Annotated in this window: 17 protein-coding genes; 10 read left to right on the top strand and 7 right to left on the bottom strand. The window is 74.3% G+C overall.

The features are described 5' to 3' along the window. Nucleotides 1–28: 28 nt before the first annotated feature. On the bottom strand, nt 29–421 hold the full coding sequence (locus ACFPLC_RS31240) for an STAS domain-containing protein (RefSeq protein ID WP_378190021.1): 393 nt from the start codon (nt 419–421) through the stop codon (nt 29–31). A gap of 109 nt (nt 422–530) precedes the next feature. On the opposite strand from ACFPLC_RS31240, the gene ACFPLC_RS31235 reads away from it, so the two are divergent. The 6 genes from ACFPLC_RS31235 to ACFPLC_RS31210 are packed head-to-tail and all read left to right on the top strand — an operon-like array spanning nt 531 to nt 4,705. Further along, nucleotides 531–995 carry an SRPBCC family protein gene (locus ACFPLC_RS31235; protein WP_191316918.1) on the top strand — a complete coding sequence of 155 codons (465 nt, stop codon included), beginning with the start codon at nt 531–533 and terminating at the stop codon, nt 993–995. A gap of 8 nt (nt 996–1,003) precedes the next feature. Next, entirely contained in the window at nt 1,004–1,831 is an 828-nt protein-coding gene (locus tag ACFPLC_RS31230; protein ID WP_378190019.1) for a MerR family transcriptional regulator, read from the top strand. 20 nt (nt 1,832–1,851) lie between these two features. Continuing rightward, nucleotides 1,852–2,808 (top strand): hypothetical protein, encoded by a 957-nt coding sequence (locus ACFPLC_RS31225; RefSeq protein ID WP_378235981.1) that lies wholly within the window; start codon nt 1,852–1,854, stop codon nt 2,806–2,808. After that, nucleotides 2,808–3,236 carry a phage holin family protein gene (locus ACFPLC_RS31220; RefSeq protein ID WP_378190014.1) on the top strand — a complete coding sequence of 143 codons (429 nt, stop codon included), beginning with the start codon at nt 2,808–2,810 and terminating at the stop codon, nt 3,234–3,236. Before ACFPLC_RS31225 ends, ACFPLC_RS31220 begins: the two co-directional genes overlap by 1 nt. After that, nucleotides 3,233–3,844 carry a DUF3618 domain-containing protein gene (locus tag ACFPLC_RS31215; RefSeq protein WP_378190011.1) on the top strand — a complete coding sequence of 204 codons (612 nt, stop codon included), beginning with the start codon at nt 3,233–3,235 and terminating at the stop codon, nt 3,842–3,844. Before ACFPLC_RS31220 ends, ACFPLC_RS31215 begins: the two co-directional genes overlap by 4 nt. Before the next feature lie 54 nt (nt 3,845–3,898). Further along, nucleotides 3,899–4,705 carry an MBL fold metallo-hydrolase gene (locus tag ACFPLC_RS31210; protein ID WP_191317199.1) on the top strand — a complete coding sequence of 269 codons (807 nt, stop codon included), beginning with the start codon at nt 3,899–3,901 and terminating at the stop codon, nt 4,703–4,705. 287 nt (nt 4,706–4,992) lie between these two features. Here the strand turns inward: ACFPLC_RS31210 and ACFPLC_RS31205 are convergent, their stop codons facing one another. The 3 genes from ACFPLC_RS31205 to ACFPLC_RS31195 all read right to left on the bottom strand — a co-directional run bounded on the left by ACFPLC_RS31205 (nt 4,993) and on the right by ACFPLC_RS31195 (nt 7,832). Continuing rightward, nucleotides 4,993–5,292 carry a hypothetical protein gene (locus tag ACFPLC_RS31205; protein WP_378190009.1) on the bottom strand — a complete coding sequence of 100 codons (300 nt, stop codon included), beginning with the start codon at nt 5,290–5,292 and terminating at the stop codon, nt 4,993–4,995. 103 nt (nt 5,293–5,395) lie between these two features. Further along, entirely contained in the window at nt 5,396–7,168 is a 1,773-nt protein-coding gene (locus tag ACFPLC_RS31200) for a GMC family oxidoreductase N-terminal domain-containing protein (RefSeq protein WP_378190007.1), read from the bottom strand. Between the two features lie 13 nt (nt 7,169–7,181). Then, nucleotides 7,182–7,832, bottom strand: coding sequence for a hypothetical protein (locus ACFPLC_RS31195; protein ID WP_378190004.1), 651 nt, complete (start codon nt 7,830–7,832; stop codon nt 7,182–7,184). 435 nt (nt 7,833–8,267) lie between these two features. Here ACFPLC_RS31195 and ACFPLC_RS31190 point away from each other — a divergent pair, with 435 nt between their 5' ends. The 3 genes from ACFPLC_RS31190 (at nt 8,268) to ACFPLC_RS31180 (ending at nt 10,504) form a co-directional block, all read left to right on the top strand. Continuing rightward, entirely contained in the window at nt 8,268–8,927 is a 660-nt protein-coding gene (locus ACFPLC_RS31190; protein ID WP_378190002.1) for a lytic polysaccharide monooxygenase auxiliary activity family 9 protein, read from the top strand. A gap of 114 nt (nt 8,928–9,041) precedes the next feature. Next, complete coding sequence (locus ACFPLC_RS31185) at nt 9,042–9,632, top strand: HD domain-containing protein (RefSeq protein ID WP_378190000.1); 591 nt, start codon at nt 9,042–9,044, stop codon at nt 9,630–9,632. Between the two features lie 2 nt (nt 9,633–9,634). Next, a complete protein-coding gene (locus tag ACFPLC_RS31180) occupies nt 9,635–10,504 on the top strand; it encodes an NADP-dependent oxidoreductase (RefSeq protein WP_378189998.1) in 870 nt (289 codons plus the stop codon). Here ACFPLC_RS31180 and ACFPLC_RS31175 read toward each other — a convergent pair. The 3 genes from ACFPLC_RS31175 to ACFPLC_RS31165 form a co-directional block, all read right to left on the bottom strand. Then, nucleotides 10,488–11,246, bottom strand: a complete 759-nt coding sequence (locus ACFPLC_RS31175) for a sugar phosphate isomerase/epimerase family protein (protein ID WP_378235980.1) — start codon at nt 11,244–11,246, stop codon at nt 10,488–10,490. The two genes, ACFPLC_RS31180 and ACFPLC_RS31175, sit on opposite strands and share 17 nt — an antisense overlap. A 568-nt stretch (nt 11,247–11,814) precedes the next feature. Then, nucleotides 11,815–12,654: a hypothetical protein gene (locus ACFPLC_RS31170; protein WP_378235979.1), complete on the bottom strand. Its 840-nt coding sequence runs from the start codon at nt 12,652–12,654 to the stop codon at nt 11,815–11,817. Between the two features lie 50 nt (nt 12,655–12,704). Further along, nucleotides 12,705–13,259, bottom strand: coding sequence for a CGNR zinc finger domain-containing protein (locus tag ACFPLC_RS31165; protein WP_378189992.1), 555 nt, complete (start codon nt 13,257–13,259; stop codon nt 12,705–12,707). A 74-nt stretch (nt 13,260–13,333) separates the two neighbouring features. On the opposite strand from ACFPLC_RS31165, the gene ACFPLC_RS31160 reads away from it, so the two are divergent. Further along, nucleotides 13,334–14,491 (top strand): MFS transporter, encoded by a 1,158-nt coding sequence (locus tag ACFPLC_RS31160; protein WP_378189990.1) that lies wholly within the window; start codon nt 13,334–13,336, stop codon nt 14,489–14,491.

Below are 14,491 nucleotides of genomic sequence, written 5' to 3'. Positions count from 1 at the left end.
CGGGGGATTACCCGCGACCGGGCCCGCCCTAACCGCCGTCCCGCCCGATTCGGCCGGGTCGCCGCCGCAGCCACGCGCAGGCGCCGTCGACCGTCGGGTGCAGGGCGAGGGTGCCGTCGAGGCGGGTGACCTGCAGCGAACGCAGCACCGGGCGCCCGTCGGCGACCACCGCGAACGGCAGGTCCGCGGCCGCCGTCTCCGCGACGAGTTCGGCGATGACCTGCAGCCCGGCCGAGCCGCAGAAGGTGATCGCGCCCAGGTCCACGATCAGCGCGCCCGGCTCGCCGTCCAGCGCGGCCCTGGTCCGCGCGCGCAGCACCGGCGCGGTGCCCAGGTCGAGATCGCCCGCCGCCGCGACGACGACGGCTTCGGGCACGGTGCGGACGCGCACCGTCAGCGCGGGCGTCGGGTCGTCAGTCACGGGAGCTCCTCTCCGTCGATAGCCGACCATAGAGCGGTTGCATCGTTTTGTCATCGATTTGCCGGGTATCCCACGAGCAGACCGACCCCCGAGGAGAGGACAGCAGGCGATGAGCACCGTCACCGAATCCGTCGACGTCGAGACCGACGTCACCACCGCCTACAACCAGTGGACGCAGTTCGAGTCCTTCCCGCACTTCATGGAGGGCGTCGACGAGATCCGGCAGCTCGACGACACCCACACCCACTGGAAGATCAGCGTCGGCGGGCAGACCCGCGAGTTCGACGCGACGATCACCGAGCAGCACCCGGACGAGCGGGTCGCCTGGAAGTCCGACTCCGGCCCGACGCACGCGGGTGTCGTGACGTTCCACCGCCTCGACGACCGGCAGACCCGGGTCACCGTCCAGCTCGACATCGACCCGGACGGCTTCGTCGAGAACGTCGCCGACAAGCTCGGCATCCTGGACCGCCGCGTCAAGGGCGACCTCGGCCGGTTCAAGACGTTCATCGAGGAACGCGGGGGCCGCGAAACCGGCGCCTGGCGCGGTGACGTCGCCCGCCCGGGGAACTGACCGGGCCGGTGGACCGCCGCGCGACCGCCCCCGCCGTCACCTGGACTGCGGGGGCGGTCGCGCGGATGCTGGGCCTGCCCGCGTCCACGCTGCGCGCGTGGCACCGGCGCTACGACCTCCCGCTGTCCGCGCCGCAGACCGGCAGCCACCGCCGCTACGGGCAGGCGGACGTCGAGGCGCTGCTGCGGATGAAGCACCTGATCGAGCAGGGCCTCGCCGCGGAAGCCGCGGCCGCGCGGGCGTTCCGGGCGAGCGCGACCGACGTCGGCACGCTGCTGGCCGCCGTCCGGGACCTGAAGCTCGACACCGCGGCCGCGCTCCTCGACGCGCACCTGGCCGACCGCGGCGTCGCCGGCACCTGGGACGAGCTGTGCCGGCCGGCGCTGGCCGCCCTCTGCGGCCCGGACGCCGACCACTGCGTCGACCTCGTGCACGGGCTGTCCTGGGCCGTCGCCGCCGCTCTGCACCGGATTCCCGCGCCCGCCGGCGCCGGCCCCGCGGTGCTGCTGGCCTGCGTGGACGGTGACCGGCACACCCTGCCGCTGGAAGCCCTGCGCGCGGCACTGGCCGAACACGGCCGCGAGGCGCTGCTCCTGGGCGCTTCGGTGCCGGAGAGCGCGCTCCGGCACGCGATCGACCGGGTCCGGCCCGCCGCGCTCGTGCTGTGGAGCAGCCGCCCGGCGACGCCCCCGGCTGGGCTCCCGGTGCCGCGGCTCGTCCTGGCCGGGCCCGGCTGGCCGCCGGAGATCACCCGCCCGGACAGCCTGCGCGACGCGGTGTCGCTGCTGCTCACCGGCAGCACCGGCGCCCGGTTTATCACCCTGCCGCCCGGGTAGCCAGCCGCACTACCAGGCCGATGGTCGCCATCGGCACCCACGAGGGCGCGGAAGTGCCTCTTCCCCAGGAGGTCGAGATGACGCAGGGACCCGGCGGTCAGTCACCGCCGCCGCAGCAGGGCAGCGGATCGCCGTCGACGGCGGAAACCGCCAAGGACGAAGCCCGGGAGGTGGCGTCCACCGCCGCCGACCGGGGTGGCGAAGTCGCGCAAACGGCCGCCGACCAAGCGAAACACGTGGCCGCGCACGCCCAGCGGGAGGCGCGCGACCTGGTCCGCGAAGGCCGGGAACAGCTGCAGTCGCAGGCCAAGGACGGCCAGCGGAAGGCGGCCGAGAGCCTCCACCAGCTGGCCGGTCAACTGGAGCGGATGGCCGAGCAGACCGACTCCCCCGGTCTCGCCGGCGACGTCGCGCGCCAGGTCTCGGACCGGACGCGGTCGGTCGCCGACTGGCTCGAGCACCGCGAACCCGGTGACCTGCTGGACGAAGTGCGGCGCTTCGCCCGCCGTCGTCCCGGCACGTTCCTGGTCGGCGCGGCCGTCGCCGGGGCCCTCGTCGGGCGGCTCACCCGGGGCGTCGTCGCGCAGCACAAGGAGGAGAGCGCCCCGGACGGCCGGGCCTCGGCCCCGGCGGTGCCGCAGCAGGGTGGCGCCGGGTACCCGGCGGCCGAGCCGGGCCTCCCCCAGCCGGGCTATGCGGCCCCCGGCGGCTACCCCGCACCGGCGGGCGGCCTGCCGCAGCCGAGCCACCCGGGTGCGGCGCCCGGCGGCTACAACGCACCTCAGCCGCCCGAAGGCCTCCCGCAACCGAACAACCCCGGCACGGTTCCGGGCGGCTACAACGCACCCCAACCGCCCGAAGGTCTGCCGCAACCCACCTACCCCGGCGCGGCTCCCGGCGGCTACACCACACCCCAGCCGCCCGACGCGCTGCCGCAGCCGAGCCCCCGCTTCTCCGCGCCGGGGCAGGTGCCGTGATGACGCAGGCACCCGGGCCCGCGCCGCGCGCCGGTGAACCCGTCGACGTCGCCGACGCTTCGGTCGGCGAGCTGCTGTCCAACGTCATGAAGGATCTCTCCACCCTCGTCCGGCAGGAGGTGGAGCTGGCGAAGGCCGAGGTGAAGGCCGAGGCGGGCAAGGCCGCGAAGGGCGCGGGCATGCTCGGCGGCGCCGGGTTCGCCGGCTACATGGTCGTGCTGTTCCTCTCCATCGCCCTGTGGCAGGGCTTGGCCAACGTCATGGACGCGGGCTGGGCGGCACTGATCGTCGCGGTCGTGTGGGCGATCGCCGCCGCCGTGCTCTACGCGACCGGGCGGCGCGAAGTCCGCCGCGTCAACCCGAAACCCGAACGCACCGTCGAGACCCTGCAGCAGGTCCCCGACGCACTGAAAGGCGAACGACCATGACCGAACCGGAGCGGATCCGCCGCGAAATCGAAGGTACGCAACGCAATCTCAGCACGGACGTGAACGCCCTCACCGAGAAGGTGACCCCGGGCCGGATCGTCGAACGCCGCATCGGCCGGATGCGCACGGCGGTGGGCAACGCGCGCGACCGCGTCATGGGCACCGCGTCCGACCACGCGTCGACGGCGGGCGACAAGGTGGGTTCGGTCGCTTCGGCGGCCGGGGACAAGGTGAGTTCCGCCGCCGACGCCGTCAGCGAAGCCCCGCAGTCGATCCGGCGCGGCACGCAGGGCAATCCGCTGGCCGCCGGCCTGATCGCCTTCGGCGCCGGCTGGCTCGTGTCGTCGCTGCTGCCGGCGAGCGAGCCGGAGCGCCGGCTCGCCGGACAGGCCACCGACCTCGCCCGCGAGCACGTGGCCCCGGTGGCCCAGCACGCGGCCGAGGAGCTGAAGGAGAACCTGCGCGAACCCGTGCAGCAGGCGGCGGAGTCGGTGAAGTCCGAAGCCGCCGACGCGGCCTCGACGGTCAAGGAAGAAGCGCAGTCGGCGACCGGTGACGTCACCGATCGCGCCCAGGAAGCCCGGGAGAACGTGCGGTCCCAGAGCTGAGCCTCCAGGGGGCGCGGCCCGCCGGCCGCGCCCCCCGAGCCCGGAAGGACACCGATGCCCTCGTTCGATCCGCCCGCCGGCGATTCGCTGATGTTCGTCGGGACGGCGACCACGGTGCTCCGGCTGGGCCCGTTCACGCTGCTGACCGACCCGAACTTCCTGCACCGCGGCCAGTGGTCGTACTTCGGCCAGGGCCTGTTTTCCCGGCGGCGCACCGAACCCGCGCTGCAGCCGGCGGACCTGCCGCCGCTGACCGCGGTGATCCTGTCCCACCTGCACGGCGACCACTTCGACCGGATCGCCTCGCGGGAACTCCCCCGTGACACCCCGATCCTCACCACCGAGCACGCGGCCACCCGCCTGCTGCGGCGGGGTTTCCACGCGCCGCTGCCGCTGCCGACGTGGACGACGGAGACCTTCGCCGACGGTGACGCGCGGCTGACGGTGACGTCCGTGCCCGCGCGCCACGCGCCCGGCCCGATGCAGCGGCTGCTCCCGCCGGTGATGGGGAGTGTCCTGGAGTACCGGGCGACGCCCGAGGCCGGGCCGCTGCGGATCTACGTCAGCGGCGACACCGTGCTGCACGACGAACTCCGCACCATCCGCGACCACTTCCCCGAACTCGACCTCGCGGTCGTGCACCTGGGCGGCACCCGCGCGTTCGGCGTGCTCGTCACCCTCGACCACCGCGGCGGGGTCGATCTGCTGAACCTCCTGGAGCCCCGGCGGGCGATCCCGGTGCACTTCGACGACTACGGCCTGTTCCACTCGCCGGTGTCGAACTTCCTGGAGGAGGTCGGGCGGCGCCGCCCGCCGACACGGGTGCAGCTGCTGCAGCGGGGCGAATTCCTTTCGTTGTGAGGCCCGCTCACGGCCACGGTTCGCCGTCGCCGAGGACGGGCGCTTCGCGGCGCTGATCGGTGTCGGCGTCCCGCCCGGTCCCGGTGCCGGCAGGCGGCACCGGGACCTGCGGAGGAACACGCGTGTCGAAACCGTTGTCCGTACCCTGCGAACTCGACGGCTCCCGGCACGCCGGCGTCGCTGCCGCGGGATGCGCCTGGAGGCGCGGTGGCCGGGCCTGAAGAGGCGCTACCGGCCGCTGTCGGGGCAGGCGGCGCACGCCGGCGCCGTGGGAAGTCCGGGTGCCGTCACGGCATCACTCCCCTCTCGTCGGTGTTCGTTCGCTTCGCCGTCCTCGGGCGCGGAGGAGCTCGCTCCCGCCGCGGGCACTTGGCGGCGAGCAGGCGGGCGCCCGGGCGTCGCCGCGGCACACCGACCGCTGCGGGCGGCCGCGGCCTCCCGCGACGGCGGCGGGCGGCGGGCACCGGCGGTGGCGGCGGGCCGAAGTTGGCGGCCACGATGGCTTCGAACTCCGCCCGGACCCAGGCGGGGTCGGCCAGCACCAGCTCGGCGAACCCGTCGGCCGCGCGGGTGATCCTGTCCGGCATCGTCGTTCACTCCCCGGATCGTCTCGCGATGTCACCAGGTCATGTCCTGCTCTCCCTTATTTCTATAGCACCGCCCCGAGATCGCTTCAAGTCCTCAAAGGACCTAAAGTCCGCGGGCCAGAACCGCTTGCGTGACACGGTCGTCGACGGACGAGGTCGGCGCCTCCGTGCCCACCCACGGGTCGCCGCCGAAGTGGCTGCGGAAGATGTTCTCGGCCGTGCGGGTCGCCAGTGCCTGGGTGGTCAGCGTCGGGTTCGCGCCGCCGACCGCGTTGGGCAGGGCCGAGTTGTCGGCGATGTACAGCCGGTCGACCCAGCGGGCCGCGGCCGTGCCGTCCAGCACCGAGTCCGCCGGGTCGAGGCCCATCCGCATGCTGGACTGCACGTGGAGCAGCAGCGGCGCCCAGTCGAGCCGGTGCACCCGCCGCGCCCCCGCGAGGCGCATCAGCTCGGCCGAGCGCGCGGCGAGGTACTCGCGGTTGCGGCGGGTCCGCGCGGTGCGGGCGCGGTGGCGGACCTCCACGCGCGGCACCGGGCCGTGCGGATCCGGCGGGATGACCGGCGAACGGGTCACCCGGTTCTCGGGCTGGACGTCGTCGTCGGTGACCACCAGCGCGGTGAGCAGCTTGTTGACGTCGCCCAGCGCCGCCTTGAGGTCGTTGCCCACCAGCCGTCCGAGCGTGTCGGCGCCCTGGGGGCCGACGCCCGCGCCGTTGTCGTAGTGGCCGGACATCCCGGCGTCGCTGTAGGCGAAGGCGAAGGCCTGCAACGCCGGCGGCAGGCAGACGTTCTCGACACCGCCGTAGCCGGGGAAGTCCATCCGGCAGTTGGAGCCCGCCCCCTTGGCTTCGCCGGTGTATTCGTCGAAGACGCCCACGACCCAGTCGAGGTGGTGCTCGGTCAGCCCGCGTCCCACCCAGTCGTTCGGGTTCGGCAGGCCGCTGTTGAGCCACAGGCGCGGGTTTTCGACGCAGCCGCCCGCGAGCACGACCACGCGGGCCTCCACCGTGTGCAGGGCGCCGTCGGGCGTGCGGAAGACGACCCCGCGGGCCACCGTCCGGGAGCCGGACTGCTCGGTCAGCACCCGCACGACGTAGGCGTCGGTGACCAGTTCCGCCGCCCGCCCGCCCGGCGACCACGCGTCGGCCGTCAGCATCATCGGCACGTAGGAGTTGTCGGTCGAGCGCTTGGCCTTGAGGTTGCGCGGCGCGCGGCGCGGTTCGAGGCAGCCCTGGAAGCAGTGCCCGCAGAAGGTGCAGCCCTGCGCTTCCGGGAAGAGCAGGCGGGCCGGGTCGTCGGTGCGGCCCGCCGTGCCGTGCGGCTGCAGGATGGCGTTCTCCTGCGCGCGGTAGGACGGGCCCCGCAGGTCCTTCCACGTCTGGTGGACCAGGCCCATGCGCTCGGCGCCGCGGAAGAAGACGGCTTCCTTGGTGCCCATCGGCGCGGTGCGCACCGGCAGCGTCTCCTCGCACCACTCGTAGTACGGCCGGAGTTCGGCGTAGGGGAAGGGGAAGACGTGCGCGGTGTCGTACTCGGCCCGGTCGGCGCCCTCGTAGCCGGCGAACACGCCCGGGGCCGGACGCGGGTTGTTGCCGAAGTAGTGCAGCGTCGTCCCGCCGACGCCGGCGATCTGCCAGACGAACGAGTTCTGCGGGAAGTCCCGCAGCCACGGCGCTTCCGCGCGCCGCGACGGCCCGACCCGGAACCGCCCGGTGATCGGGTCGTTCGTGTCGTCCTCCAGCCGCGTCCACTCCTGTTCGGGGCGCAGGTGCCGGGCCCCGGCCTCGAGCACGAGCACGTCCAGCCCGCGCGCGGCGAGTTCCTTGGCCACGACGGGGCCTCCGCCGCCGGCCCCGACGACCACGATGTCGCGCATGTCCGGCGCCTCCCTAGTCCGTCGCCCGGTCGATTCCGCGGTAATAACCCCGGAATTCGTTCCACCCGTCACCGACCCCCTGGTACGCGCTGATCCGCCAGCCCACCGGAATCGCGGTCAGCCGATTCGCCGCGCGGTCGAACACGCCCGCTTCGGAATAGGAGACGAATGCGGCGAGCGTGGGCAGCGTGTCGAGGATGAACCGCACCGGCGTGCCGTCGGCCAACCCCGGTTCCTCGAGCCGGCGGAACACTTCCACCTTGCCCGCGAAGGACAGGTTGGCGAACGACGCCGCGAACGGGCCGAGCGCGGCCGCCGGGTCCACCTCGATCGCCACGAGGTTGAGGATGGCCGCGACCGCGGCGGCGCCGGGCAGGTTGAGGTCGAAGGGCCGCCCGACGATCGGGTAGGGAATCGCCTGGTCGTAGACGTATCGCAGGGCCGGACCGGCACCGGCCGCCACGCCGCCGTCCGTGCTCGACGTCCGGCCCTGCCGGACCGAGAACGCGTCGCGGCCCGGCACGAGGAAGGCCGCGAGCCCGTTGAGGGCGTCGTCGACCGGGGGCAGCGGGAGGTCCGCGGCCCGGGCGGGATCCCAGGCCAGCAGGAGCGGGATCACCGCGGCGGCGCCGAGCACCGCCCGCCGTGTGATCGGCGGATTCATGATCACCACCACGTTTCACTTCGGTTCGGGGAAATCCTCGGAAGCGTTCGTGGTGCACGACTTTAGGCGCGATTACCGCGTTCTCCGCCCGGCACCGGCGGATCACCCGATCGGCCTTGCCGCGTTGTGGCCGGCGACGGGATCCGCGGCACTTCGCCCGTCCCCCCGTGACAATTTTTCCGGATACACCCGCGTGGAGCAGCCGCCGGGTTCCGCGGGCACCCGGCGTTCCCCGGCCCGGGCCCGATCGGGCGGCCCGGGGTGCGCCGCCTTCCGCCGTTCAGTGACCGTTCAGTTCGGCTGCGTGCCGGAAAGCGCTGTCTCACCGCGGTTTCCGGAGATCGAGCGGTGGCCGGGCGCGGGCGCGGACACGTATGGTCGTCCGGCACGAGCTTGGGAGCGCTCCCGAATCCGGCCCCGACGAAGGAGGACAGCGTGGTTCCCCGACGCAAAACCTTGCTCTCCCTGGTGGTCACGGCCGTGGCCGCCGTGCTGCTGGGCGGTGTGCTCACCGGCGTCGCCGACGCGCACGGGTCCGCCACCGACCCGCCGTCGCGCAACTACGGCTGCTGGAACCGCTGGGGCAGCGACTTCCAGAACCCCACGATGGCGACGAAGGACCCGATGTGCTGGCAGGCCTGGCAGGCCGACCCGAACGCGATGTGGAACTGGAACGGGCTCTACCGCGAAGGCGTCAAGGGCAACCACCAGGGCGCGATCCCCGACGGGACGCTGTGCAGCGGCGGCCGCACGCAGGCACCCCGGTACAACGCCCTCGACACGGTCGGCGCGTGGCAGATGGCGAACAAGGACAACCGGTTCACCCTCACCATCACCGACCAGGCCCGGCACGGCGCCGACTACCTGCTGGTGTACATCACGAAACAGGGCTTCGACCCCGCGACCCAGCCGCTCGGCTGGGGCAACCTCGAACTGGTCGCCCAGACGGGCAAGCTCGCCCCCGCCGGCCAGTACCAGGTCGCGGTGAACGCGGGGACCCGGACCGGGCGGCACGTCGTCTACACGATCTGGCAGGCGAGCCACCTCGACCAGTCGTACTACTTCTGCAGTGACGTGAACTTCTCCGGACGCTGAGTTCTTCCGGCCGAGCCGGGCCGCGGGTCCTCCGCGGCCCGGCTCTGTTCTGCCGGGAGACGGGGTAAGTTACGTTACATGACATGCTCGTAATGCAAGGCGTAGGCTGGGCGCATGGAACCCACCCTGCCCGGCAGCCCCGTGTGCGGGCTCGCCATCGAGGTCGCGACGGCCTACTCGTCGCCGTCCCTGCTCAACCATTCGATGCGGGTGTACGCCTGGGCCGTCGCGCTCGCCGACGTCCACCACGTCGAGTTCGACGCCGAGCTGCTGTTCGTCGCGGCGATGCTCCACGACGTCGGGCTCACGGCGGAGTTCGACAGCCACACCCAGCCGTTCGAGGTGGCAGGCGGGAACGTGGCCTGGGTGTTCGCCGCCGGTGCCGGCTGGCCGCCCGAGCGGCGCGCGCGGCTGGCGGAGGTGATCGTCCGGCACATGCAGGCGGAGGTCGACCCCGCCGAGGACCCCGAGGGTTTCCTGCTGTCACGGGCGGCGGCGGCCGACATCGCCGGGCGCGGCGTCGCCGACCTGCCGGAGGACCTGCGCGCGCAAGTGCTCGAGCGGCACCCCCGGCTGGACCTGGTGACGGAGTTCCTCCGCTGCTTCGGCGACCAGGCGGCCCGCAAGCCGGAAAGCTCCGCCGCGGCCGCGATGCGCAACGACCTCGCCACCCGCATGGCCCGCAACCCGCTCGAAAGGAACTGATCGTGCAAGCCGTCACCGTCGCCGACCGGGACACCGCGCCGGCCCTCACCGAACTGCCCTACCCCCACGCCGCCGAGAACGACGTCATCGTGCGGGTGCACGCGGCCGGGTTCACCCCCGGCGAGCTGACCTGGCCGGCCACCTGGACCGACCGCGCGGGCCGCGACCGGACGCCGAGCGTCCCGGGCCACGAGCTGTCGGGCGTCGTCGCGGAACTCGGCTACGGGACCACCGGGCTGACCGTCGGCCAGCGGGTCTTCGGCATGGCCGACTGGGCCCGCAACGGCTCCCTCGCCGAGTACACCGCCGTGGAAGCGCGCAACCTCGCGCCGCTGCCGGCCGACGTCGACCACGTCACGGCCGCGGCCCTGCCGATCTCCGGGCTGACGGCGTGGCAGGCGCTGTTCGACCACGGCCGGCTCACCGCGGGCCGGACCGTGCTCGTCCACGGGGCCGCCGGCAGCGTCGGCTCGCTCGCGGTGCAGCTGGCGCGGGAGGCGGGCGCGCGCGTGCTCGGCACCGGCCGGCCCGCCGACCGGGACACCGTGCTGGCCCTCGGCGCGGAAGCCTACTTCGACCCGCTGTCGCCGGACATCGGCGAGGTGGACCTCGTGCTCGACGTCCTCGGCGGCGAGGTCCTCGACCGGTCCGCGGCGCTGGTGCGCGACGGCGGCACGCTCGTCACGATCGCCGAGCCACCCCGCGGGCCGGGGATCTTCTTCGTCGTGGAGCCGGACCGGGCGCGCCTCGCGGACCTGGCCCAGCGGGTGCGCGACGGCCGCCTCCGCCCGCGGATCGACACGGTACGCCCGCTGGCGGAAGCGCCGGCGGCGTTCGGCACGCGGGGCCGGACGATCATCCGGACGGCGTGACGTACCGGTCGAACCACGCCGCGGCGGCGCGGAGGGGGACGTCGACCGGCGCGAGGTCGCGGTACCAGGCCTTCTCCCATTCGAGTGACACCCAGCCGGACCACGAACGCAGCAGCGCACCGCAGTCGTCGAGCGGCACGGCACCCTCCCCCGGCGGTACCGGGTTGGGGGTTTCGCGGCTCCGCACGTCCTTCACCTGGAAGTAGCCGAGGTACGGGCCCAGTACTTCCTGGGTGACGGCCGGGTTTTCGCCGGCGCGCCACGGGTGCACGGCGTCCCACAGGACGGCGGCCAGGTCCGGTTCGCCGAACCCGTCGACCAGGCTCCGGGCGGCGGCCCCGGTGGGGTGCGAGTCATGGGTCTCGACGAGCAGCCGCACCCCGGCGTCCCGGAGCTCGTCGAGGACGGCGGCGATCCGGGGGCGGGCGTCCCCGTCGCCGCCGGGGAAGACGCGGATCTGCGCCGCGCCGAGGCGCTCAGCGAGGGCGATCAGGGCCTTGAGCTCGTCGACGACGGGCCGGTCCGCCCCGGGAGCGGCGACCTTCGCGTACCCGGCGAGGCAGGAGATGGTGAGGTTTTCGCTGTCCAGGAGCGAGCGGACGGCGTCGGTGGCGGGGCCGGAGAGTCCCAAGTGGACTTCTTCGTCGGGGTGCACGCGCAGTTCGAGACCGGCGCAGCCGTGGGCGCGCGCGGTGCGGGCGGCCTCGCGGACGGGGATGCCGGGCATGCCCAGCGTGCTCACCGCAAACCCCCACCCCACGATGCCTCCCCCACTCGGTTCCGGCGATTTTAAGCGCTTTCAGCCGGGCGGGCAGCCTGCCGGACATGGTGTGGCCCCGCCAATCACGCAAGATGCCCCTCCAATCACGCGAGATCCGCCGCCAATCACGCGAGGCCCGCCTCCCATCACGCGAGATCGGCCCCGAGCCACACGAGATCTGCATCAAGCACGCCAGATTTCCCTCCAGCGGGACGTACCGCGCGGCGGGGCGAGCTTGAACGGCGCGCCGCTGATGCAGTGAATGACTCATTCCTGGCGTCGGACGTCAGGAATGAGTCATTCACTGCGTTCGGCGCACGGCCCTCGCAGCGGCCACGCGGGATCCGCCCTGGCCACACGAGATCCGGCCCCGATCACGCGGGATGGCGCGGCCAACGGACCACGGGCGCGCCGGGAGATCAAACCGGGCCTGCGGGATGCGTTGCTCCGGACCGGGCCGCCGGCGCAGCGACCTTTGTCCCTCGGCTGCTGCGGGCATGACGGTGCCCGCGCCCGTGATCACCTCGGGCGCGGGCACCATCAGCCCCGCTTAGTGGGCCTTGTTCTGGCCGCGGCCCGCGGGCGCGCGGCCGTTCGCGCCGTCGGCGGCCTTGGCCGCCTGCTGCGCGGGCTTCTCCGCCGACGCCGGAGCCGCAGCCGGCTTGGGCGCCGCCGCCGGGGTCGGCTTGGCCGTCGGCTGCGCGGACGAGGCGGGAGCCTGCGCCGAAGCCGGGGCCGGGGTCGAGGCGGGCGTCGGCTTGGGTGCCGCCGGAGCCGGCTTGTCCGTCGCCGCCTTGTCCGTTGTCGCCTTGTCCGTCGTCGCCGGCTTGTCGGTCGCATTCGCCGAGGCGCTCTTCTCCGCCTCCGCCAGCGGGTTCGGCCGCCGGATCTGGACGACCGCCACGATCGCGGCCGCCACCGCACCCATCGCCACCAGCCACGGCCAGCGGGAACGCTTCGTGCGCTCCCCGCGAGCCACGCTCTTGGCCTCCTGGAGCGCCACCGCGAGGTCACGCTTCGCCGTGGCCACGGCCTTCCGGCGCTTCCGGCCGGACTCGCCCGCCGAGCTCACCACCGTCGCCACCGCCTGGGCCGCCTTGCGGCCCGGGTCGCGCAGCTTCGTCGCCCGGGCCAGGACCTCGTCGCGGGCCGCGCCGGAGTGCGTCAGCACGTCGCGGCGGGACGACCGCGTGCTCTTGTCGAGGTCCTTGGTCGCCGCCCGGCCGACCTTCGTGAGTTCGTCCTTGCCTTCGGCCAGCTTCCGATCGGTGATTTCGACCGCCCGCGCGGCCGCGGCCGCCCCCACTCGCGCGGCCTCCGCGGCGAGATCCCGTACGCCGGCCGCCGCCGTCTTCACCGATCGCCCGACCGGGGCGTCGCCCTGGCTCATGTGATCACCTCTCACTCGTCGCAGCAGGCATCACCCTGCTCAGCTCACGCCTAGGGGCTACCCAGTCGAGGCGCATCCGGAACGTCGGACACCCGACGGCGCTGCCGGTACCCCGCGGACTTGACCTTGGTGCCGCACGCGGTCATGTCGCACCAGCGGCGCCGGCCGGCGTGCGAAGCGTCCAGGAACAGGCGGCTGCAGTCCGGGTGCGCGCACTCGCGGATCCGGGCGGCGTGCGGGCCGGCCAGCAGGTCGACGGCGTCGCGGGCGAGCGTCGAGAGGGCTTGGCCGAGGTCGCCGCGGTACTCGACCGCCGTGCCCGTCCAGTACGGCACCAGCGGCGGCGGCTCGGCGAAGGCGTTCAGCGCCGGACGGTCGCCGTCGCGCCCGGCCCGGCTGCACAACCGATGGACGGTTTCCCGGAGCGAGACGGTCCGGCGGAGCCCGGCGTCGTCGACGGCGATGCCGTCGCCGAACCCCGCCTCCGCCAGCCAGCGGGTGACGTCGGCGGGCGCGGTCAGCAGCTCGCGGGGCTGCTCGCGGTGGCGCACCTGCAGCGTGGTCGTCAGGTCCAGGCAGGGGCGGCCGCTGAGGAAGGTGAACACGTCACCATATTGACCGGTGACGCGGTCACCTGCCAAGGTGGCGTCACCAGACAGTGGGGTGACGAGGGGGGCGGATGTCCGGATTGCTGCGGTACCTGACGGCCGCGGTGCTGGTCCGCGGCGCCGACAGCGGCGCCTCGGTCGGGCTCCTGCTGCTCGCCGCGGACCGGCACCAGCCCGCGGCCACCGGCGGGCTGCTGGTCGCCGCGCTGACCGCCCCGCACCTGGCCGGGCCGTGGCTGGCCGTCCGCCTCGACCGCGCCCGCGACCGGCGCCGGCTGCTGGCGCTCGCGTACCTCGGGTACGGGATCGCGCTGGCCGCGGGCGCGTTCGCCGTCGGCAGGCTGCCCGCGGCCGTCGCCCTCGCCGCGGTGGCGGTCGCCGGTGCCTGCGGCCCGCTGCTGACCGGCGGGTTGAGCAGCGTGCTGGACGACCTCGGCCCGGGCCGCCGCGGCCGCGGCTGGGACGCGCTGACCTACGGCGTCGGCGGCACGGCCGGCCCGGCGGCCGCGGCGACGCTCACCGCGCTGGCCGGCCCGCTCGAGGCGGTGCTCACGCTGGCCGTCGCGGCGGGGGCGGCGGGAGCGCTGGTCGTGACGCTGCCGCTCGCGGGCCACGCCCGCCCGGAGGACGCCGCGGGCCTGCGTGCCGGGCTGGCCGTGCTGGTGCGGCGGGGACCGCTGCGGCGGGTGACGGTGATGACGTTGCTGGCCGCGCTCGAACTGGGGGCGCTCCCGGTGGTGGCGGTGCGCTTCGGCACGGAACTGCACGGCACGGCCGCGGCGGGCGCGACGCTGACCGTCGCGTACGGCGCGGGCAGTCTCCTGGGCTCGGCCCTGGTGACGGCGTGGCCGTTGCGCGGCGAGCCCGAGGTGCTGGCGGCCTGGCTGTTCGCGGCCATGGCGGCGGCCACGGCGGTGTCGGCGTTCGCCCCGGCCTACGCGGTGGCGGTCGCCGGGTTCGCGGTGCTCGGCCTCCTGAACGCGATGTCGTTCACGGCCACCCTGTCCGCCCGCGGCAGGTACGCCCCGGCGGGCGCGCTGGCCCAGGTGTTCGTGACGAGCGCGGGCCTGAAGGTGACCTCGGCGGCGGCCGGAGCCGCCCTCGCGGGCGCGGCGAGCGGCCTGGGCGGCCGGGCGCTCCTGCTCGCCGCGGCCGCGACCACCGGGCTGGCGGTGGCCGCGGCCGTGGTCGACGGAAAGCTCTCCCCCGCGTCCGTCCCGGCGCGGTGA

The organism is Amycolatopsis plumensis, from assembly GCF_042652605.1.
GTDB lineage: Bacteria > Actinomycetota > Actinomycetes > Mycobacteriales > Pseudonocardiaceae > Amycolatopsis > Amycolatopsis plumensis.
This window is presented reverse-complemented; position numbering and strand designations above follow the sequence as displayed.